A 21,694-nucleotide genomic window follows, 5' to 3' on the forward strand; every position below is an offset into this window, starting at 1 on the left:
TCGGAAGATGAGAAGATTGTTTGGGATTATTTTGGTAATCGCAGGAGTAGCCGGCTTGTATCACGTCTGGTCGGGAGGCGATATTTCGCTGCACCGCATAGGAGCCTTGCTGTCGCGCGAGGTGAATATCGAGAAAGCCGTCGATGCGGGGGCGGTTGAACATATTCGGATCCATACGGACAGCGCCAACGTGCGAATTGTCAAAGGCGAGTCGGAACAAGCGTATGTACGTTTGCAAGGAAGCGCGGGGCGCCATTATGCGGACAATATCGACCTTCATGTCGAACAGCAAGGCGATACGCTTGAGCTGGGCTTGGAGATGCCCGAAAAATTCTGGTTCTTCTTCAATTTCGCCAATGTTACCCTGGACGTAACCCTTCCGGAAAAACAATGGAATACGGTGGACGTTGAAACCGGCAGCGGCAATATTACGATCGATGGGCTCGAAACCGATTCGTTGGCTTTTGACGCGGGCAGCGGCAATGTGAAGCTGATTGACGGGCAGGCCGAAATCAAAGGAAAGGTCGGATCGGGAAACATTCTCGTCGAAACCCGCGAATTGCTGCACGATGCGGATCTTAAAACCGGCAGCGGCAATGTGACCGTCAAACTTGCCGAACGTCCGGAATCGCTGCACGTCGATTACCGCGGCGGTTCCGGTCAGGGCCGAATTCAATGGGACGGCTTCGTGTACGAGCAGGAATCGGTTGAGCGCGATGTCGTCAAAGGCTCGTTCGGCTCCGGCGAGGTGCAATTATACGTGCGTACGGGTTCGGGAAATTTCACGCTGAAATAGACGACAAGCAGAAACGACTCCGTCGTCCCAGTCTGAGGACGCTGCAGTTTGGCGGCCAGGGCCTTAATTCGCTCGAGCCGCCACCCACGCGCCATGCGCCCCGCATTGCGAACCCCCAGGTTTTATTCGCTCGCTCCATTCCCGCTGGGCGCCCGTTTGCAAACCTCCAGTTTTTCTTCGTTCGCACCAACCCCGCCATGCGCCTGTTTGCGAATCTCCGAGTCCTTATTCCGGCGCACCAACCCCGCCATGCACCTGTTTGCGAATCTCAAGGGCCTTTTCGTTCGCGCCATTCCCGCTGTGAACTGCCACCGTTTGCGAAAATGCTTTACTTCGGCTCCGTGATAGGCCGGCATCAGAAAGGGAGATAAACACCTTATAAATGAACAATGCTGCAAAAGTGCAGTTTTTCCGGGCGAAAAATAACCAAAACGTGAAAATTGCTGCGATAATACAGTTTTTTTGGTGCTTTCAATCCAGATATGGGAGAATCACTAAAAAAATGCTGTATTTTTGCAGGATTTCACACCATAGTCATCTATTCGGGCCAAAATTCCTGCACTTTTGCAGCATTCGCCAAAGCAATCTGCCGGAAGGCGGGGGACGCTGAGGCAGAACATACCGACGCACCGGAGATGATGAGACGGAAGACAGGCGCTCCGACGGACCGGTGACGATGAGACGGAAAACAAGGCGCTCCGGCGGACCGGTGACGATGAGACGGAAGACAAAGGCGTACCGACGAACCGGTGACGATGAGACGGAAGAAAAGGCGCTCCGACGGACCGAAGAGAACGTAAACTGGCGCCGGTTAGACAAGCACCGGACAAGGGACAGCCCTTGTCCGGCTGCTTGTTTAGGTTGCAGTTGCCAACGTTGCAAACCGCACCCGTGTAGCGTATGATGATCTGACATAAACTTTCTTCGGCCTACGGTTTTTGAGCAAGTCAGCCAAGATCGTGATTTAGAAAGGAGAATGTGAAGCTTGATTACATTAAAAACGCCGGAACAAATCGAACGGATGAAAAAAGCCGGGCAGCTCGTCGCCGAATGTCACAAAGCGATGGCCCCGATGATTCGGCCGGGGATCACCACGCTGGAAATCGACGCCTTTATGGAACGCTTCATCCGCGAGCGCGGAGGAATACCGATGACGATCGGCTACAAAGGCTATCCGTTCGCCACCTGCGCATCGGTCAACGACGTCATCGCCCACGGTTTTCCGAACCGGACGCCGCTCAAGGAAGGCGATATCGTCACCATCGATACGGTGGCGCAGCTCGACGGGTGGGCCGCCGATTCCGCTTGGACCTACGCGGTAGGCCGGATTTCCAAGCAGGCGGAGAAGCTGATGCGGGTCACGCGGGAATGTCTGGAGCTCGGCATCCGCCAGGCCGTCGTCGGCAACCGGATCGGCGACGTCATGAGCGTCATCCAGAATCATGCCGAGTCCAACGGATTCTCCGTCGTGCGCGATCTGCTCGGTCACGGCATAGGCAGGGAAATACACGAAGAGCCCAGCTTCCCGCATATCGGCAAACCGGGCAAAGGTTTTCGGCTGAAAGAAGGCATGGTGCTGACGATCGAGCCGATGATCAACGAAGGCACTTACCACATGCTCATCGATGCCGACGGATGGACGGCGCGGACGGTCGACGGCAAGCTGTCCGCTCAATACGAACATACGGTGGCGATTACGGAGGACGGTCCGGTCGTCTTGACCGATCAGGGGTAAGCAAAGCAAGGCATGCCGGATTGCATATGCGTCCGGCATGCCTTGCTTATGGCGTGTGCGGCCCTTCGCCGCGCCGGCGAAGCGGATGAAAACAAACATTCCGGCAAAAATACGGAAGCCGTCCCTGCCGGCCTTAATGCAAACGGCCGCAAGACGGAGGCGCTCCTCCGCCCCGGCGCGAATCTTCGCGCGCATTGCGGCAAACGGCTTGCCGGCATGCTGCTGCGGCCGCTCAGGTACGCGCTCCCAGCTGCTGTTTCAACGTTTCGATGCCTTTGAGCAGCGGGGCATCTTCCTTCTTCAGCTTCTCGCTCAAACGCTGAACGATGCGGTAGGACGTACGGTCGTTCAGCTCTCCCGTCACATCCAGCTTCTCATCCCGCTGGAACGATTCCAGCGACCGCTTCGTCGCCTCGTCGAACAAGCCGGGCGTACCGTCCGCAGGATACCCGAGCGCTTCGAGCATCGACTGCAGCGTTTTGACATGCTCTCCGTACGATCCTTCCTTCAGCAGCGTACCCGAAGGCAGCGGCGGAAGAGAGGCGTATTCGGGAAGCGATACTTTTATAGTGGGCTCGACGCCCTTCTCATTTATCCATTGTCCGTTCGGCGTCCGCCATTGCGCTTCCGTCAGGCTGAGCACCGAACCGTCATAAAATTGCCTGAACCGTTGAACGACGCCTTTGCCGTACGTCGTTTCGCCGATAACGGTGGCGCCGGCGGATTCCTTCAAAGCGGCCGCCAACACTTCCGAAGCGCTCGCCGAGTGGCTGTCCGTCAGAACCGCGATCGGCAGCTCCCAAGGCTTCTCTTGTTTGGAGCGGTACGTAATAACCCGCTTTTCATCCTTGTATACGACTTGCAGAATCGTCTTGTCTTTCGGAATGAGCCGGTTTGCAATGTCGATCGTCGGGGTAAGCAGCCCGCCCGGATTGGAGCGCAGATCGAGCAGCAGCGCCTTCATGCCGTCTTTCTCCAGCGCTTCTACCGCTTTGTCGAATTCCTCCGCCGTCCGCTCGGCGAACCGCGTCACCGTCACAACGCCGATGCCGCCTTCCCGCATCTCGTAAGAAACCGACTCCTGCTTGATCGGCGCCCGCGTAAGCGTCACCTGAAACGGTTCGCTCAGCCCGGAGCGGCTAATGCCGATCGTTACTTTGGTCCCTTCTTTGCCGCGCAGCTTCTGCGCGAGCTCCTCGGTCGTCTTCACCTCGACCGGCTTGCCTTCCAATTGAACGATGACGTCCTCGGCGCGCAAGCCGGCCTTATCCGCCGGCGCATCCTTAATAACGGAAGTGATAATGAACTTGCCGTCTTCCTGGCGTACGGTCACGCCGATCCCGACAAACTCGCCCTCGTAGCTTTCCACATAAGCTTTGCCTTTCTCTTTCGACAAAAAGCGCGAATACGGATCGTCGAGCGAAGCGACCATCCCTTCCGCCGCTCCGTTGATCAGATCGGAAGGGTCCGTATCCTTTAAAAAATCCGCACGGATCTCATTATAGGAGGCGCTCAGATTGCGGAAGGCCGGCTCGGCTATGATCGGATGCTGCGCGATCAGCGACAATCTTCCCCCTACAAAGCCGAGCGCAACCAGCGCGATCCCGATTGCCGTCCAAAGAAAAGATCGACGGCGGCTTACGTTTCCGATTCGTTGCATTCCCTCATCTCCAGTCCCTGTCAGCGCCGGAACGCCCGGTGCCCCGGACTCGCCCGGATCGTCCGGATCGTCCGGCGGCCGGCGCAATCGGCCTTTTCCGTTCCTATCTTCGTACAAACCGTTCTGCAGTTGTTCCGAAGTCGTTTCGGAACGCCGAACATCGTTTGTTGTCCATCGGATATGGAACCATTATACTACATCGGAAGGCGCCACATAAAATCGCCATCGCCCCAAAATCCGCTCCCGCCTTGATGACGGTCCCGATTTTCGTTACAATCAACCTGGCTTCATCAAAGAGAGACCATGCTTTCTTATACTTTGAATACGGCGCGAAAAACAGAGAGGAGATTTGACCTTCCATGTACCGACTTGTTGCCATCGACGTGGACGATACGCTGCTGACCGACGATTTGACCGTTACCGAAGGAACCCGCCGGGCGATGGCCGACGCGATCGAGAGAGGCGTAACGATTACGCTTGCCACCGGCCGCATGTTCGCTTCCGCCGCCCAGGTCGCGAAGCAGATCGAGCTGAACGTCCCGATCATTACGTACCAGGGCTCGCTTGTCAAAACCCCGTTCGACGGACGTGTGCTGTACGAGCGCTCCGTGCCGGCGGATGCCGCGCATGAAATCAACCGCTATTGCGAGCGGCACGGGCTGCATCTGCAGCTCTATATCGACGATGTTCTTTATACGAAGGAAGACAATGACAAAGTTCGCGGTTATTCGCGGTTATCCAACATCCCGTATGTGGTGGAACCCGATTTCGGCAAGCTGCTGCAGCAGCCTTCCACGAAAATGCTTATCATCGACGACCCGGAAGAGCTTGACCGGATCGCCGCACAATTGGGGCCGGTCGTCGGCGACAAGGTGCATATGACGAAATCGAAGCCTCATTTTCTGGAGTTTCTGCATAAGGAAGGAACGAAAGGCGACGCCCTCCGGTTTATGGCCGGACATGTCGGCTGCGGCATGGATCAGGTGATCGCGATCGGCGATTCGTGGAACGACAGCGAAATGATCCGGGCCGCCGGACTCGGCGTGGCGATGGATAACGCCGTTCCGGCCTTGAAGGAAATCGCCGATTACGTTACCCGCTCGAACAATGACGAAGGCGTGCGGCACGTCATCGAGAAGTTCGTGCTCGGACAGGAATAGGCGGGAAACGTCAAACAGGCTCCCAAGAGGAGCCTGTTTGACGTTATGACCGCCGGCCGGCAAGCGCTACAGATCGGCCAATACTTGAAACCAGATGCCCTCCGGCGAATAGAGCGTCTTGCGCACTTCCGGCCAACCTCCGAGATAGCCGATATCGAACAGCCCGGCCGGCACGACGTAGCGATCCTTGACCTCTTCGGCCGCCTTCTCGTTCACCGGACGGAACCCGTAATCGGCGAGTATCCGCTGCGCTTCCTCTCCGCGCAAAAACTCCACGAAAGCCTCCGCCACTTCGCGCGTTCCGTGCTTATCGACATTTTTGTCGACGACGGCGGCGGGATTCTCGATCAGAATCGTATCCTCCGGCACGACGATGTCGTAGGGGACGCCTTGCTTGATGCGCGCCAGCAGCTCGTTCTCGTAGGTGACGATCACATCGCCTACGCCGTATTCGAAAGCGGCCATCGAGGCCCGTCCGCTCTTGTCGAGCGACTCGACGTTGGCGTGAATCCGCTTGAGGAACGCTTTGGCGTAGGCGGGGTCCTTGCTTCCGGTCTCGGCCTCGGAACGCTTCAGCCCGGCTCCGTACATCGCATTGATATCCCACTGCGCGCCGCCCGACGTTTTCGGGTTCGGATAGAGCACCTTGACGCCTTTGCGGGTCAGATCTTCCCAATCGCGGATGCCGAGCGGATTGCCTTCCCGCGTGCCCATGACGACGATGGAGCGGGTAATCATGCCGTCATACGGGACATTCCGCCAATTATGCGTAATCAAACCCGCATTCGCCACTTTGTCGATGTCGCCTTCCATGGCCAGCACGGCAACATCGGCCTCGAAGCCGCCGGCGATGGCCCGCGCCTGCGTGCCCGACGCTTCGTACGATTCCTGAAACGACACCGTCTGTCCGGTCTTCGCTTTCCACTCGTCCCTGAATTTCGGCAGCAGCTCCGCGAACGCATCCTTCACGACCGAATACGCGCCGATCACCAGGGTCACATCACCGCCATCGCTTGCCGCGCCTTCGGATATCGCCCCATGCTGCTTCTCCGCCGGCGCGCGCGAGCAGCCGGCCGCCAGAAGCGCCGCCAGCAGAATGACGGCCGCGAGCGACAGCAACGGCGGCGATGACGGCAGCGAGGCGAAAGCCGGCTTTAATATGCGATTCACTCGATTCCTTATCATCATTCCACAACGCTTTCTCGCCGCAAAAGTAAAATTAAATATGAATCGGCATCGGATCTTCCTTCAGCCTGTTCTCCATCATCCAGCTGTCCCGCTCGTTGAACAGATATGCCCGGTGCACCAGAACGCTCACTTCCTCGCCCGGATGAAACGCCTCTTTCTCCAAAGAACGGTACGTCTTCAGCGTCGTGCCGTTCACGTCGACCTCGACAAGCCATTCGCTCCCCCGGAAATGCAGCTGCCGGACACGCCCTTCCATCGTGGCGGACTGCAGCCGAATTTCGCCCGCCTTGCCGATCTCGATATATTCCGGCCGGATGAGAGCGGTCGTTCCTTCCCAGACCGCCGCCTCCTCGAATCCTTTGATCCGGCCGATGTCGTGAACGATCGTCGATTCCCCGATAAAGCTTGCAACGAACGGCGTCTCCGGGTTTTTATAAATATCCCAGGGCGTTCCTTTCTGCTCCAGCCGCCCTTTGTTCATGATCATAATTTCGTCCGCCACCTCGATCGCCTCGTCCTGGTCATGGGTGACGAAAATCGAGGTAATGCCGACCCGGTCGATCAATTCCTTGAGCCATGTGCGAAGCTCCGTCCGAATTTTGGCGTCGATGGCCGCGAACGGCTCATCGAGCAGCAGCAGCTGCGGCTCGGGGGCCAGCGCCCTCGCGAACGCGACCCGCTGGCGCTGGCCGCCGGACAACTGATGCGGGTAGCGGTGCTCGAACCCTTTGAGACCCGTCAGCTCCAGCAGCGACATGACGCGCTCCCGGATTCGATCTTTCGGCTGCTTCTTGACCTTGAGTCCGAAAGCGACATTGTCGTACACCGTCATATGCTTGAACAGCGCGTAGTTTTGAAATACAAACCCGATCCCCCGCTCCTGCGGCGGCAAATCGTTGACCCGTTTGCCGTGAAACAGAATGTCGCCGGACGTCGGCGTTTCCAGACCCGCCAGCATTCGCAGCACCGACGTCTTGCCCCCGCCGCTCGGACCGAGCAGGCCGATCAGCTTGCCCTTTTCAATTTCGAAGCTGACATCGCTGACCGCGTGAAAATCGCCGAACGATTTGTTTAATCCGCGAACCTCGATATGCATGCCTTAATGCACTTCCTTTCGCTTTTTTGCCCATTCCATCATAAGCAGGAGCAAGGCCGAGAACGCTGCAAGCACGAGCGCAACGCCATTTGCCGCGGCAACGTTGAAATTTTCGACATCCTGGTAGACGAGCGTCGTTGCCGTCTGCGTTTTGTTGATAATATTGCCCGAAACGACTAGCACCGCGCCGAATTCGCCGAGCGAGCGGGCGACAGTCAGCACGACGCCGTAGATAACGCCCCAACGGATGGACGGCCAGGTGACGCGCCAAAACGTATACCACGGGTAGGCGCCGAGCGTCGACGCCGCTTCTTCCTGCTGCGCCCCAATTTCCTGCAGAACCGGCATCACCTCGCGGACCATAATCGGAAACGTCACGAACAGCGTCGCCAGAATCATGCCCGGCAGGGCGTAAACCACTTTGAAGCCGGCGCCTTCGAGCAGAGCGCCGATAACGGTATTCGGTCCGAGCAGCAGCACGATCATCAGTCCGCCGATTACCGGCGATACGGCGAAAGGCAGATCGACCAGGCTGTTCAGCAGCCGCTTCAGCTTCTGTCCGATCCAATCCGCCCTGACGAGGTACAAGGCCAGCATGACGCCGAACACGGTATTAATCGCCGTCACGATGACAACAATAATGACGGTCATCATAAGCGCGTGCAGCGCTTCCGGCCGGGTCAGCCCTTCGATAAAGCCGCTCCAGCCGTCGGCCCACGCTCCGCTGAAAATTTTGACGAGCGGGACGGCCAATAGCAGCACGATGACGGCATAGGTCAGCGCAATCCACAGCCGTCTCATCGGGTAGTCCTCCTGCCTTGCACGTAGTTCACGATCCACAGAATGGCAAAGGACAGCGTCAGCAGTATAATCGAGACGGCCGCCGCCCCTTGCGGGTTGTCGCTTTCGATTTCGCCGAATATATAGACCGAAGCGACCAGCGTCTTGCCCGGAATATTGCCCGCGATCAGCACGACCGCGCCGAATTCCGCAAGCGCCCGGGAGAAGGCGAGCATCGCGCCGCTCAATATGCCCGGCAGCATCGACGGGAAGATGACGCGGAAGAACGTTCTGGCCTTCGACGCGCCGAGCGTATAGGCGGCTTCCTCCTCCGAGGCATCGATCTCTTCGAGCAGCGGCTGCACGGCGCGAATGACAAAAGGAAACGTCACGAACAGCATCGCGATAACGATCGCCGGTTCATGAAATACGATATCGATACCGGCTTTCCCCGCCCATTCCCCGACGAAGCTGCCCGGACCGAGCAGCAGCAGGATCATGAGCCCGGTGACCGCCGTCGGCAAGGCGAACGGAAGATCCACCAGACTGTTCAGCAGCCGCCGGCCCGGAAAGCGATAGCGGACAAGCACCCAGCCGACCATCGTCCCGAGCGCCATATTGAGGATGGTCGCGATGACCGCTAGCTTGAGCGTCAGCAAAACGGCCTTCCAGGCCAGCGGATTGCTTACGCTGTCCCAAAACGGCCGCAAACCGAGCGAAAACGACTGCACATAAATACCGGTGATGGGCAATACGATCAATATAACGAAATAGAGCATGATGGCGCTGCGAAATCCGAAGCTCCACCATCGACTGTTCAGCCTGACGTTCACGACCTGGTAAACCCCCTAAAGATCTGCATCCGATATCGATCGGAACATGCGAAAACTACTTCATAATTCCTATTTAGTTACTTGGTATTGATAATGTAACAAAAATAGGGCTATTCCGTCAATCGGCAAATTAGCCTTTTTGATCGTTCCAATAGGTATTTCTAATATATGCAAAGAAAAATGGGCTGCGCCTCCGAATAAGCTTATTCGGAATGCTTACAGCCCATCTGTTGTCGAAGCCGCCCGGAACGGGCGCCTTTTTATTCGCCCTCGATCTTGTACACGGTGCCGCCTGCCTCGATCTCCGCCTGTCCTTGCGTCAGGTCGGTCATCCAGGCGATGAACGCCTCCGCCTGCGGCTCTTCCGGCAAGCAGACGATCGTCACACGGTCGGTAAATTCGGTGCCGTCTATCCGGTAGCCCCGGCCGTGCAGCTCATTCTCCACTTTGCCGTACCACGTATAATCGACGGTCACCTTGACTTCCCTGTGCTTCACCTTGACGATCGGTCCGGCGGCTTCGATGCCCGCCACCGCCCCGTCCGTATAGGCGCGGATCAGACCGCCCGCGCCGAGCAGGATGCCGCCGAAATAGCGGGTGACCACGACGACGACATTTTTCAATCCCTGATTTTTGATCACTTCGAGAATCGGCTTGCCGGCCGTTCCGCTCGGCTCCCCGTCATCGGACTGCTTCTGAAATTCGTCGCGCTCTCCGACGACGTAGGCGGAACAGTTGTGCGTCGCGTTCCAGTGCAGCTTCTTGATCTCTTCGATGAACGCGACCGCTTCCTCCTCCGTTTGGACCGGCTTGGCGTGGCCGATGAAACGGGATTTGCGGATGACGATTTCCCGGCTGCCCTGCGCCCGAAGCGTCTTGTACCGATTCAGTTCCATCAACGCGAACCCCGCGAACCCCGATTAGAGACGCGCTTCCAGCGCGGCCTTTTCCTTCTCGTACCCCGGCTTGCCGAGGAGCGCGAACATGTTTTTCTTGTAAGCCTCCACACCCGGTTGGTCGAACGGATTGACGCCGAGCAAATATCCGCTGATGCCGCATGCCTTTTCGAAGAAATAAACGAGATAGCCGAACGTGTAAGGCGTCAAATCCGCGATGTTCACGACCAGATTCGGCACTTGGCCGTCCGTGTGCGCGAGCAGCGTGCCTTCGAACGCCTTTTTGTTGACAAAATCCATCGTGCGGCCGGCGAGAAAGTTCAAGCCGTCGAGATCGTCCGGGTCTTCGGCGATCGTAATCTGTTCGGGCACTTCGCCGACCTGAATGACGGTTTCGAACAGATTGCGGGTCCCTTCCTGAATGAACTGACCCATCGAGTGCAGATCGGTCGAGAAATCGACGGATGCCGGGTAAATCCCTTTATGATCTTTCCCTTCGCTCTCCCCGTACAGCTGCTTCCACCATTCGGAGAAGAAGTGCAGCGACGGCTCGTAATTGACGAGAATTTCCGTCGTTTTGCCTTTACGGTACAGCGCGTTGCGAACGGCCGCGTACTGATAGCTTTCGTTCTCGGCCAGATTCGGATTCGCATACTCGGCGGCGGCGTCAGCCGCGCCTTTCATCATCGCGTCGATGTCGATCCCCGCGACGGCGATCGGCAGCAGGCCGACGGCGGTCAGCACCGAGTAGCGGCCGCCGACGTCGTCCGGAATGACGAACGATTCGTAGCCTTCCTCGGTCGCCAGCTTCTTCAGCGCGCCGCGCGCCTTGTCCGTCGTCGCATAGATGCGCTTGCGCGCTTCTTCCTTCCCGTACTTCTTCTCCAGCTCGGCGCGGAAAATGCGGAAAGCGATGGCCGGCTCGGTCGTCGTGCCGGATTTGGAGATGACGTTGATCGACCAGTCCTTTCCTTCCAGCAGCTGCAGCAGATGGGCCACATACGTCGAGCTGATGTTGTTGCCGGCGAAAAACACTTGCGGCGTCTTGCGGCGGTCCTTCGGCAGCAGATTGTAGAAGGAATGCGAGAGCATCTCGATCGCCGCGCGCGCGCCGAGATAAGAGCCCCCGATGCCGATCACGACGAGCACGTCGGAATCGGACTGGATTTTGGCCGCCGCCTGCTTGATGCGGGCGAATTCTTCCTTATCGTAATTGGTCGGCAGGTCGATCCAGCCGAGAAAATCGGAACCTGCGCCAGTGCCGTTGTGAAGCTGATCGTGCGCCGTGCGTACCGCATCGGCCAAATAGTCGATTTCGTGCTGGCCGACGAACGTCAGCGCTTTGGAATAGTCGAAACGGACCGTTTTGCTCATGAATCGGTAAACCTCCTTCAATCCTGGGACTAGCAATAGAATAAAGGATTTATCCCGCGAAAACAAGGGAACAGCGGATCAGGGTGTGTTACAATAAAGACAGGCTTTGCCTGCCAACGCACAACAAAGCGATAAACCAGATATTACGAGGAGGGCTATCATGCAGCATATCGGATTTATCGGACTCGGAACCATGGGCGCGCCGATGGCGGCCAATCTGCTTCGCAAAGGGTATGCCGTCACCGTCTGGAACCGTACGGCCGCCAAGGCCGACGAGCTCGTCCGGCTCGGCGCCCGGAAAGCGGCGACTCCGGCGGAAGCGGCGCGCGCCGCAGACGCGGTCATCACAATGATCAGCAACGACGCCGCCATAGCCGAAGTATACGACGGAGAGAACGGTGTGCTCGCTGGCGTTCGCGAAGGCGCCGTCATCTTCGACAGCAGCACGATTTCTCCGGAGCTGGCGCGGCGTCATGCAGCCGACGCCCGGACGCGCGGCGCCGCGTTTTTCGACGCCCCCGTCACCGGCAGCAAGCCGGCGGCCGAGGACGGTACGCTCGTCTTCATGGTCGGCGGCGACGAAGCGACGCTCCGCAAGCATGAAAGCATACTGCTGGCCATGGGCCGCAAAGTGCTGTATATGGGCGAGAGCGGCAGCGGCGCCGTTGCGAAGCTCGCGCACAATGCCATTGTCGGCATCAACACGGTCGCTCTCGTGGAAGGGCTGGCCATTGCCGCGAGCGGCGGCATTAACGCCGCACAGTTCATCGAGCTCGTCCAATCGGGCGGCGCCGGCAGCAAAATGGCCGATCTCAAAGGCCCGAAGCTGCTCGCCGAAGACTACAGCGTACAATTTTCACTCGGACTTATGCTCAAAGACCTTCGTCTTGCCTCCTCGTTGTCGGACAGCCTGAACGTGCCGACGCCGATGCTCGAAGCCGCCAAAAGCGTCATGCAGACCGGCCAGGCGCTCGGACTTGGCGACCTGGATCTGTCGGCCATTGCCAAAAGCTATGAGCAATGGACCGGCCGGAAGCTGAACGGCGGAGGCGGGGACAAGTAAGCGGCGGCGATCGCCGCCGCGTCCGCTCCCCCTATCCTTCCGAACGTAAAAGTCTTCCGTATGCCGTGCGCGCAGCTGCCGCTGCGCGCCCCGACCGGCGCCCGGCGCGGCGCCGGTCTATTCTTTTATATAGGAACAGCAATAATCGGTTACGGCCGCCACCTGCAGCCTGAACTTCGAATTGGCCGGTACGACAAATTCGTCACCGCCCTGAATATGCTTCCATTCCGTATCGCCCGGCAGCAGCACCTTCAGATCTCCCGCCAATATTTCCATCACTTCTTTGTCGCCCGTTCCGAACTCATATTCGCCGGGCAGCATAATGCCGAGCGTTTTTTTCGTCCCGTCGGGGAACACAACGGTGCGGCTGGTGACTTTGCCGTCAAAATAAACGTTCGCTTGCTTGATGATCGTTACATTTTCGAATTGGGACATACCCGTTCTCCTCTCGTTCTCCGGTCATCGGGACGAAAAGCGGCCGGACGCTCTATGCAAGCCGCCAGCCGCGTATACCCGAACATCGTTTTGTTTTCTCTCTTACATCTCTTTACAGCAATGCCTTTACTTTCGCCACCACGTTCTCGACGGTGAAGCCGTATTCCTTCACCACGCGGTCGCCGGGCGCGGAAGCGCCGAACGTGTCGATACCGAGCACATCGCCGGCTTCGCCGACATACCGCTCCCAGCCGAACGGATGCGCCATTTCGACCGCGAGCCGCGCTTTTACGTCAGGCAGCAGGACGGCGTCCTTGTACGACTGCTCCTGTTTGTCAAACAGATCCCAGCTCGGCATGCTGATGACGCGAACGGAGATACCTTCTTCGGCCAATGCTTGCTGCGCCTTGATCGCCAGCGAAACTTCCGAACCGGTCGCGATAATTTGCGCCTGCGGCTTGCCGTCCGCCGCATCGGACAGGACGTATGCGCCGCGGGCAACGCCTTCGCGCGCCTGCTCCGCCGTTCCTTCGAGCACCGGCAGATTTTGGCGCGTCAGGACGAGCGCAACCGGATTCGATTGGTTCTGCACCGCATAAGCCCATGCGGCGGACGTCTCGTTCGCATCGGCCGGGCGGATGACGGTAAGCCCCGGAATGACCCGAATCGACGCCAGCTGCTCGATCGGCTCGTGCGTCGGACCGTCCTCGCCGACCGCGATGCTGTCATGCGTCAGCACGTAGACGACCGGCTGCTTCATCAGCGCCGCCAGCCGGACGGCCGGACGCAAGTAGTCGGTGAACACGAAGAACGTGCCGCCGTAAATTTTGATCCCGCCGTGCAGGCTGATGCCGTTCATCGCGGCGGCCATGCCGAATTCGCGCACGCCGAAGTAGATGTTCCGGCCTTCGTAGCTGCCCGGCTTGAACACCGGCAACCCTTTCAGATGCGTCATCGTCGAGCTTTCCAGGTCGGCGGAGCCGCCGGCAAGATGCGGAACGTTCGCCGCCAGCCCGTTCAGCGCATTGCCGGATGCGACGCGCGTCGACAGCGGTTTGTCCGACGGCGAGTATACCGGCAGCGCGGCATCCCAGCCTTCCGGCAATTCGCCGTTTACGGCGCGCTCGAACTGCGCCGCAAGTTCCGGATAGGCCTCTTTGTACTTCGCGAACAGCTCGTCCCACTCCGCATTCGCCTGTTCGCCGGCGCGCTTCACTTCGGCGAAATGGCGGCGCACCTCGTCCGGCACATGGAACGGCTCTTCGGCTGTCCAGCCGTAAGCCTGTTTCGTCAGCGCCGCCTCATCCGGACCGAGCGGCGAACCGTGCGGACCGGCATGCCCGCCTTTGCCCGCCTTGTTCGGGCTGCCGTAGCCGATAATCGTCTTGACCTCGATCAGCGTCGGACGTTCCGTTTCGGCTTTCGCTTCGGCGATGGCTTTGGCCAGCGCATCCAGATCGTTGCCGTCCTCGACGCGCAGCACCTGCCAGTTGTAGCCTTCGAAACGCTTCTGTACGTTTTCCGAGAACGACAGGCTCAGCTCGCCGTCGAGCGAAATATCGTTCGAATCGTACAGCACGATCAGCTTGCCCAGCTTCAGATGGCCGGCCAGCGACGCCGCCTCGGTCGAGATGCCTTCCATCATATCGCCGTCGCCGCAGATGACGTACGTATAGTGATCGATCAGATTATAGCCTTCCTTGTTGTATACGGCGGCCAAATGCGCTTCCGCCATCGCCATGCCGACCGACATGCCGAGTCCCTGGCCGAGCGGTCCCGTCGTCGCGTCGACCCCTGCGGTATGCCCGAATTCCGGATGGCCGGGCGTCTTCGATCCCCATTGGCGGAAATTTTTCAGTTCTTCGAGCGGCAGATCGTAGCCCGACAGATGCAGCAGGCTGTAGAGCAGCATGGAGCCGTGACCGGCCGACAGGACGAAGCGGTCGCGATTGATCCAGCCCGGATTGGACGGATTATGCTTCATCTCTTTGGCAAAAAGCTGATAGCCCATCGGCGCGGCGCCCATCGGCATGCCCGGGTGCCCCGATTTCGCCTTTTCGATCGCATCGATCGCAAGCGTGCGGATCGTATCGATGGAAAGCTGGTCAATCGATTTTTGCGTTACGGTCATCACAAGTTCCTCCTAGAAATTATATCTTGCCGTGACTGTTCGCTTTATGTCTGGTTTTCGCGAAAGTTGGCGCTGGTGCCAGTGCCAGATGGCTTTCAAATATTGTACCATTCCCTTTATCCGTTTTCCACGTAAAAAAAGACCGGGCCTCCGGCAATACCGCCGGCACCCGGCCATTTGTTCCCTTCGAACGGACAGCCGTCCCCGGATAAAACCGCGCCGGACGGCAACGAAAGCCGCTTCCGCTGTCAGTTGAACACGACGGTTTTATTCTGATGGACGAGAATGCGGTCCTCCGTATGCCATTTGACGGCGCGGGCCAGCACGATCCGTTCGATCGTCCGGCCGATCCGCTTCAGATCCTCCACATTGTCGCGATGCGTCACCCGCTGCACGTCCTGCTCGATAATCGGGCCGCCGTCAAGCTCCTCGGTGACATAGTGGGCCGTCGCGCCGATCAGCTTGACCCCCCGCTGATACGCCTGCTGGTAAGGCTTCCCGCCGACGAATGCGGGCAGGAACGAATGATGGATATTAATAATGCGGTTCGGAAACTGCTCGATAAACTTCGGCGAAATAATCTGCATATACCGGGCAAGCACGATCAGGTCCGCTTTTCCGCTCACGGCCTCAAGCTGCTTGCGTTCCGCTTCCGGCTTCGTTTCGGGCGTCACCGGGATATGAATATACGGAATGCCGAAGCTTTCCACCAGCTCCCGCATATCCGGGTGATTGCTGACGACCATGGCGATGTCGACATCGAGATCGCCGGCCTGCCACTGCCACAACAGCTCCAGCAGGCAATGATCTTCCTTGGAAACGAAAATCGCAAGACGCTTCTTGCGGCTGGCGCGGAACGTATGCCATTTCATGTCGAAACGGTCCGCCACTCGGGTGAAATCTTCCTGAATAACGGGCAGTTCCCGCTCCAGATCGGTCAGGTCGAATTCGAAGCGGATAAAGAACATGCCCCCTTCGGGATCCATCGTATACTGGTCCGACTGGACGATATTGGCGCCGTGCTCGTGCAGAAACTGCGAGACGGCCGCCACGATGCCCGGACGGTCCGGACACGAGATCAGCATTCTCGCGCGGTTTTTTTTGTCTTCGCGTCTCTTGACCTGCTGCGTTTGATACGGGTTTTGCTGCATGAAATTTTACTTCCTTCCATTGGCAATAATAATATCGGTTTAGGCGTCAGGCGTTGACCAGCAGCTGCTTGCCGGCAAACCACGCCGTAATGCGGTGGTTGATCTCTTCCTCGCTCAGATCGGTCAGCACCTGATGCTCGACGACGAGATCGTAAAGCCGTTCCATCGGCTCGCGCGGGTCCGCCTTCTTCGCTTTAGCGTCGGATTTCAGCGTCTCCCAGGTGGAGAGCACAAAAACTTTCGGATCGATGTCCTGTTTGCCGAAGAAATGATGCAGCCGTTCGACATGATCGAAGAACGACTCGCCGAACCGCTCCATCGCGTTGCCGCGCAGAAGGGCGATTTCCGCTTCGTACATCGGGCGCTGCTTCTTCGCATCTTTCCCGATCCACGGCGTCTCCAGAATGAACGGCCGTCCGGCCAGCGCCTCGTGATGCACGACCGCGTTGATCGTATCGAATCCGAGCCAGCCGGCGCCGATGGGAGCGTGCCGGTCCTTCGCCGCGCCGCGCGGATTTTTGCTGTCGTTCAGATGGACGACCGCCACCCGGTCAAGCCCGACGATCCGGTCGAATTCCTCCAGCACGCCGTCCAGATCGCCGATCAGATCGTAGCCGGCATCGTGCATATGGCATGTGTCCAGGCAGACCGTCAAACGGTCGTTTTGACGGACTTTATCGATTATTCGGGCGATTTCCTCGAACGTGCGGCCGATTTCCGTCCCTTTGCCGGCCATCGTTTCCAGCGCGATATTGACGTCCGTCTCGTCCGTTCCGTCCAGCACCTCGTTAAGTCCTTCGGCGATGCGGCCGATGCCGTACTCCGCATCCTTGTCCGTGTAGGCGCCGGGGTGAAGCACGATGTTGCGGACGCCGATATGATGCGTGCGGCGCACTTCTTCCTGCAGAAAACGAACCGCCAGCTCGAACGTGTCTTCCTTATAGGAGCCGAGGTTAATGATATATGGCGCGTGAACGACGATCTCCTCCACGCCCGATTTGGCCATCGCTTCCTTGCCTTCGGGAATATATAAGCTGTCGATCGGTTTGCGGCGCGTATTTTGCGGCGCTCCGGTATAAATCATGAACGTGGTTGAGCCGTAGGAATCGGCTTCCTGGGCCGCCGTGAGCAAACCCTTGTCCGAAAACGATACATGGGAGCCTATTTTCAACATCATCAATCGCCCCTTTCCTAGATACCTTCCTATTTTACAGGGAATATCGAAATAAATCTAGGAATACGCTATAATTCGTATAGAGGTGAAAGCTGGATGAACGGAACCCCTAACTGGTTTATGTTTTTCATCTTGTTCTGGGCCGTCGTCATGGTCGGTTTTATGGCGATCGGCGGCTTTTTTATGTTTCGCAAATTTCTGAAGGTGCTGCCGCAGCGCGACGGAAAATCGAAGCTGGATTGGCAAAACTATTGGGTCGAACGGAGCCGGGGCATGTGGTCGGAAGATTCGAAAGCTTTTCTGGAGCAGCTTGTCTCTCCCGTTCCCAAAGCGTTTCGCGATATCGCCCGCCATTCGATCGCAGCCAAGATCGCGCAGGTGGCCGTCGAAAGCGGTTCGACCGAAGTGACGCGCGAGCATTGCATCAAAGGATACATTCTGGCGACGCCGAAACGCGATTACCGCAGTCTCAGGCAGTTTCTCGACAAACAGGGGATCGACTACAGCGCCTACCAGCATTTGTTCCAGCAAGAGAATCATGCCTGACGGACAGGCCCGTTGCTCCTTTCGTTTTCCGCAAAACGACGACGAACGATCCGATAAAGCTGGAACTTTCCGGGAGTATGGTTCGTCATAGAAAGCAGGAGGTGGTTGAAATGACAACAACCAAGAGAAAACATGCCAAAAAAATGCTGTCCGCGGCATCGGCTTTGCTGCTGGCGGCCATGCTCGCCACCGCTTGCGGCAGCACGAATAATGGCCAGGAGAACCGCGAACTGGGCGGAACGCCTCCAACCGAACAAAGCGACGAGACGTCCGGTATCTCGCAGGGAAGCGGCGGCGCAGTCGACGGCGACAGTGCCAATACCGGCGGCGGTTCCGACAGCAATGAAGGAGGAGCGGGGCAACCGTCGAGCGAACCTGGCGGAGGCACGGTGGAGGAGCCGGGCGTAGCCGATCCCGACACGCCGGTATCGTCCGATGCGGACAGCGCCCCCGTCGTACAGCAAGCCGAAGGTATTTATAACGGCCAGATCGACGGCCATTCGGTGGAAATTGAGACGGCGAACGGTCCGGCCGCATTCCAGATCGAGGAGCAGCTTGCCGAGACGGTCGCCGCGCTGGAGCCGGACACGAAGATCCGGTACGAATATTATGAGAAAGAAGTCGACGGCGGAGAGGAATCGGTCAAGCAATTGTGGCTGACCAAAATCGAAGCCGTGCAATAATTCGCTCTGCTCAAGAAGCCGTGCAATCGCTCGCTCTGCGCAATGGATTTCTGAATCTCTGAATATATTCGTTCAATATAAACATATCGGAAATTGGCAAGTGAAACGAAGGACAAAGCGAAACGGGCAAGGAGGCGTGCGTGTCGCATGAAGGTCGCGATTGCCGGCGGAACCGGTTTTATCGGCTCGGCTTTGACGAATGCTCTGCTGGAACGCGGGGATGAAGTTTGGGTGATTACCCGGTCCCCGCGCAAAATAACTGGCGCCCGGGAGAAGCTGCATGGCGTCACATGGGACGAGTGCGCCGCCCAGCCCGGCAAGCTGCAAGGTGTCGAAGCGGTTGTCAACCTGGCGGGCGAGACGATCAATCAGCGGTGGACGGCCGGGGCGAAGAAGCGCATCGTCGATTCCCGGCTGTTCGCCGCCCGGGAGATCGCACGGCTGGCCGAGCGGCTCGAGCCTCGCCCGCATACCGTCATCAATTCGTCCGGCGTCTCGATTTATGGAACCTCGGAAACGGAAACGTTCGGTGAGGACAGCCCGGCGGTGGAGAGCGATTTCCTGTCGCGCGTGGCCGTGCGCTGGGAGGAGGCCGCCGGCGCCATTCCGGCCGGCCGGGTGATCCGGCTCCGCACCGGCGTCGTATTGGGGCGCGGCGGCGCATTTCCGCTGATGGCGCTCCCTTACCGTTTGTTCGCCGGAGGACGTATCGGAAGCGGACGGCAGTGGATATCGTGGATCCATATCGAGGACATGGTCCGGCTCATTCTGCATTGTCTGGACACGCCCGGCATTGCCGGGCCGGTGAACGCCACGTCGCCCGAGCCGGTCACGAACGACCGGTTCGGACGGGCGCTCGCCAAGGCGATGGGACGCCCGCACTGGCTTCCCGTGCCGGCTGCCGCGATGAAGGCGCTGCTCGGCGAGATGTCGACTCTGCTGCTCGACGGCCAGCGCGTCATTCCCCGCAAAGCATTGGAAACCGGTTTTCGGTTCCGCTTCCCCGATATTCAAAGCGCCGTCCATAACCTTGTCGGCCGTTGATTCAACCCGTTTTCAATTCATAGACAGGACCGCCGGTCCCGGCAAGCTGCAGGAGATCCCCTTCCCGCAGCTTGTATGTTTTATAGGGAATCATCGCCTCTCCGTTCAACGTGCTGCCGTTGCGCGAGCCCATATCCTTCACGGTAACTTCCCCGTTCTTGTTTACCAGTTCCAGATGAATCCGCGAAATGCCCGGCGAGCGGTCGACAACCTGCACGCTGTCCTCCGCACGACCGATCCGCGTCAGTTCCCCTATGATCGGCAGCCGTTCCACCTGAAAACCGGTCTTGCGCTCCAGCCAATATGTACCGGGAGGTTCTCCGGATTGGCTGCGCGCACCGAGCCATTGCGTCGCGTCGGCGGAAGCGTCGGCTTTATGCCCAATCCAGGAATGATCGGCAATCGTCTGCTCCGAAATCTCCGGTTCGGACGCTCGCCCTTGCCATGTTGCCGCGTCCTTCCATGCGAAATGTCCGGGCATCCGTTCCGTTTGTCCCATTTGTCCCATTTGTCCCATTTGTCCCATTTGTCCAATTTGCTTCATTTGTTGCTTTTGTTCCATCTGTCCCTTTTGTTCCATCTGTTCAAATTGTTTCATACGTTCTATTTGCCCCAGCTTGTCCGGATGTTCCAGCCATCCCGGCCGTTTCACTCGTTTCATCGGTCCCCGTTCCTGCGGGCCATATTCCGCCTTCCCGTTATCCCCTTGGCCATGCGCCGTCCCGTCACGTTCCGCCGGATCGCGCTCCGCCCAGTCATGTTTCAACAAGTCGTGTTCTATCAAATCACGCTTCATCAAGTCACGTTCCGTCGAGCCACGCTCCGCCGAATCATGTTCCGTCAAATCACGTTCCATCAAATCACGTTCCGTCAAGCCGCGCTCCATCAGGTCACGTTCCGTCAAGCCGCGCTCCATCAGGTCACGTTCCGTCAAGCCGCGCTCCGCCAACTCCGTTCGCCTTGGCTCGCTTCGTTTTTTCCGCCAAACGGCAGCCAGCAGTCCGAGGGTGGCGGCAGTCAGCAGGCCGGAAAACAGAAGACCGGCCCTGTCGGGCGCCGAACCGTATACGAACCGCCAAATGAAAGCAATGGCCAGCGCGGCAAGCGCAACGGCGACCGTTCGCTTGCTGCCGGACGATGCCTCCCGTTCGTTCTTTTCTTCGTCCGCATCCGGCGTTTCCTCGCCGGGAGGCCATCCGCCATTGCCGAAGTACGGCTTCGGCGTCCCGGACGGCCAGGCTTCATCGGTTGCAGCCACGTCAGCGGAGCCATGCAGCGACTCATAGCTTCCTTTCATCTTCGGCCGGCCTACGCCCCAGCCGTCCGACGCCCCGGTCCGCACATGCCCGCCGCTCTGCTCCGTATGCGCAGCCATAACCTGCAGCGTTTGACGCAGCCCGCTCCACGATTCGCCTCCTTCAAGCTCGCGCAGAATGCGTTGGTGGTCGATGCCGACCGCTTCCCGGACATGGGCCGTCCAGCGGACGGCCAGCGCCAGCAGTTCCCCCGCCTTCCCGCCTTTTTCCGGGTTCGGATCGTTCAGGGGCAAGTAAGCGATGCCGACATCGTCTACGGATTCTCCGACGAACAGGCAGTGCTCCTGCAGCAAACAGCCTTCCGGCCTCAGCATATAATGCTTGCAATCGTCAAGCGTCTCCACGATGGCGAGCAGCAGACGGTAATATTCCTCCGGCGTCAGCGGCTGAAGATGAAAACGATGCGTGAGCAGCCGTTTGCCCGCCGTTTTGTAACGGAACGACACGCAGCCGTCCAGCTCGATCCACTCCATCGGCAGCAGGCGCGGAATCGAGTGGGCCTGAAGCATGTTCAGCTCGATCTCGTCCAGTTCGTTGCGGCGAATGCCGTTTTCCGCATCGACAATCATTTCATGTCCCCGGTTCATCGCAAAATCAATGCGTAGCGATTTCAATCCTTTCCCTCCTGCGCAT

General features: G+C 58.4%; 19 protein-coding genes. 7 read left to right on the forward strand and 12 right to left on the reverse strand.

What is annotated here, in order from left to right:
• Positions 1 to 7: 7 nt before the first annotated feature.
• Positions 8 to 796 carry a DUF4097 family beta strand repeat-containing protein gene (locus ABEV74_RS00205; protein WP_430142661.1) on the forward strand — a complete coding sequence of 263 codons (789 nt, stop codon included), beginning with the start codon at positions 8 to 10 and terminating at the stop codon, positions 794 to 796.
• A 985-nt stretch (positions 797 to 1,781) separates the two neighbouring features.
• Positions 1,782 to 2,531 (forward strand): type I methionyl aminopeptidase, encoded by a 750-nt coding sequence (gene map, locus ABEV74_RS00210; RefSeq protein WP_430142664.1) that lies wholly within the window; start codon positions 1,782 to 1,784, stop codon positions 2,529 to 2,531.
• A gap of 232 nt (positions 2,532 to 2,763) precedes the next feature.
• On the opposite strand, the gene ABEV74_RS00215 is transcribed toward map, so the two are convergent.
• Entirely contained in the window at positions 2,764 to 4,191 is a 1,428-nt protein-coding gene (locus ABEV74_RS00215; RefSeq protein WP_062497183.1) for a S41 family peptidase, read from the reverse strand.
• 359 nt (positions 4,192 to 4,550) lie between these two features.
• Between ABEV74_RS00215 and ABEV74_RS00220 the strand changes: the two genes are divergently transcribed.
• On the forward strand, positions 4,551 to 5,351 hold the full coding sequence (locus tag ABEV74_RS00220) for a Cof-type HAD-IIB family hydrolase (protein WP_430142667.1): 801 nt from the start codon (positions 4,551 to 4,553) through the stop codon (positions 5,349 to 5,351).
• A 66-nt stretch (positions 5,352 to 5,417) separates the two neighbouring features.
• On the opposite strand, the gene ABEV74_RS00225 is transcribed toward ABEV74_RS00220, so the two are convergent.
• The 6 genes from ABEV74_RS00225 to ABEV74_RS00250 all read right to left on the reverse strand — a co-directional run bounded on the left by ABEV74_RS00225 (position 5,418) and on the right by ABEV74_RS00250 (position 11,518).
• A complete protein-coding gene (locus ABEV74_RS00225) occupies positions 5,418 to 6,488 on the reverse strand; it encodes a sulfate ABC transporter substrate-binding protein (protein ID WP_430142716.1) in 1,071 nt (356 codons plus the stop codon).
• Between the two features lie 82 nt (positions 6,489 to 6,570).
• Positions 6,571 to 7,635 (reverse strand): sulfate/molybdate ABC transporter ATP-binding protein, encoded by a 1,065-nt coding sequence (locus ABEV74_RS00230; RefSeq protein WP_062495120.1) that lies wholly within the window; start codon positions 7,633 to 7,635, stop codon positions 6,571 to 6,573.
• Between the two features lie 3 nt (positions 7,636 to 7,638).
• A complete protein-coding gene (locus tag ABEV74_RS00235) occupies positions 7,639 to 8,436 on the reverse strand; it encodes a sulfate ABC transporter permease subunit (protein ID WP_430142670.1) in 798 nt (265 codons plus the stop codon).
• The gene (gene cysT / locus ABEV74_RS00240) at positions 8,433 to 9,248 is read right to left on the reverse strand and encodes a sulfate ABC transporter permease subunit CysT (RefSeq protein ID WP_256364502.1); all 816 of its coding nucleotides are present in this window, start codon (positions 9,246 to 9,248) and stop codon (positions 8,433 to 8,435) included. The genes ABEV74_RS00235 and cysT overlap by 4 nt, the downstream gene beginning before the upstream one ends.
• A gap of 260 nt (positions 9,249 to 9,508) precedes the next feature.
• Positions 9,509 to 10,144 carry a YigZ family protein gene (locus ABEV74_RS00245; RefSeq protein WP_062495122.1) on the reverse strand — a complete coding sequence of 212 codons (636 nt, stop codon included), beginning with the start codon at positions 10,142 to 10,144 and terminating at the stop codon, positions 9,509 to 9,511.
• 24 nt (positions 10,145 to 10,168) lie between these two features.
• A complete protein-coding gene (locus tag ABEV74_RS00250) occupies positions 10,169 to 11,518 on the reverse strand; it encodes a glucose-6-phosphate isomerase (RefSeq protein WP_430142674.1) in 1,350 nt (449 codons plus the stop codon).
• A gap of 160 nt (positions 11,519 to 11,678) precedes the next feature.
• Here ABEV74_RS00250 and ABEV74_RS00255 point away from each other — a divergent pair, with 160 nt between their 5' ends.
• On the forward strand, positions 11,679 to 12,581 hold the full coding sequence (locus ABEV74_RS00255) for an NAD(P)-dependent oxidoreductase (RefSeq protein WP_430142675.1): 903 nt from the start codon (positions 11,679 to 11,681) through the stop codon (positions 12,579 to 12,581).
• Between the two features lie 117 nt (positions 12,582 to 12,698).
• Here the strand turns inward: ABEV74_RS00255 and ppnP are convergent, their stop codons facing one another.
• The 4 genes from ppnP to ABEV74_RS00275 all read right to left on the reverse strand — a co-directional run bounded on the left by ppnP (position 12,699) and on the right by ABEV74_RS00275 (position 17,472).
• Positions 12,699 to 13,016 (reverse strand): pyrimidine/purine nucleoside phosphorylase, encoded by a 318-nt coding sequence (gene ppnP / locus ABEV74_RS00260; protein ID WP_430142678.1) that lies wholly within the window; start codon positions 13,014 to 13,016, stop codon positions 12,699 to 12,701.
• 112 nt (positions 13,017 to 13,128) lie between these two features.
• Positions 13,129 to 15,147, reverse strand: coding sequence for a transketolase (gene tkt / locus ABEV74_RS00265; RefSeq protein WP_062495130.1), 2,019 nt, complete (start codon positions 15,145 to 15,147; stop codon positions 13,129 to 13,131).
• A gap of 248 nt (positions 15,148 to 15,395) precedes the next feature.
• Positions 15,396 to 16,298, reverse strand: coding sequence for a formyltetrahydrofolate deformylase (gene purU, locus ABEV74_RS00270; RefSeq protein WP_062495132.1), 903 nt, complete (start codon positions 16,296 to 16,298; stop codon positions 15,396 to 15,398).
• 46 nt (positions 16,299 to 16,344) lie between these two features.
• A complete protein-coding gene (locus tag ABEV74_RS00275; protein WP_062497187.1) occupies positions 16,345 to 17,472 on the reverse strand; it encodes a deoxyribonuclease IV in 1,128 nt (375 codons plus the stop codon).
• Positions 17,473 to 17,568: 96 nt separating this feature from the next.
• Between ABEV74_RS00275 and ABEV74_RS00280 the strand changes: the two genes are divergently transcribed.
• From ABEV74_RS00280 to ABEV74_RS00290, 3 genes are all read left to right on the forward strand, one after another.
• Positions 17,569 to 18,018: a DUF2621 domain-containing protein gene (locus tag ABEV74_RS00280; protein ID WP_062495133.1), complete on the forward strand. Its 450-nt coding sequence runs from the start codon at positions 17,569 to 17,571 to the stop codon at positions 18,016 to 18,018.
• Positions 18,019 to 18,128: 110 nt separating this feature from the next.
• Complete coding sequence (locus tag ABEV74_RS00285; protein ID WP_430142683.1) at positions 18,129 to 18,701, forward strand: hypothetical protein; 573 nt, start codon at positions 18,129 to 18,131, stop codon at positions 18,699 to 18,701.
• Positions 18,702 to 18,848: 147 nt separating this feature from the next.
• The gene (locus tag ABEV74_RS00290) at positions 18,849 to 19,745 is read left to right on the forward strand and encodes a TIGR01777 family oxidoreductase (protein ID WP_430142686.1); all 897 of its coding nucleotides are present in this window, start codon (positions 18,849 to 18,851) and stop codon (positions 19,743 to 19,745) included.
• 1 nt (position 19,746) lies between these two features.
• Here ABEV74_RS00290 and ABEV74_RS00295 read toward each other — a convergent pair whose 3' ends face one another.
• A complete protein-coding gene (locus ABEV74_RS00295; RefSeq protein WP_430142689.1) occupies positions 19,747 to 21,675 on the reverse strand; it encodes a DUF6382 and FHA domain-containing protein in 1,929 nt (642 codons plus the stop codon).
• Positions 21,676 to 21,694: the final 19 nt, after the last annotated feature.

It is taken from the genome of Paenibacillus cisolokensis, from assembly GCF_050481165.1.
In the GTDB taxonomy this organism is placed as follows: domain Bacteria; phylum Bacillota; class Bacilli; order Paenibacillales; family Paenibacillaceae; genus Paenibacillus_AH; species Paenibacillus_AH cisolokensis.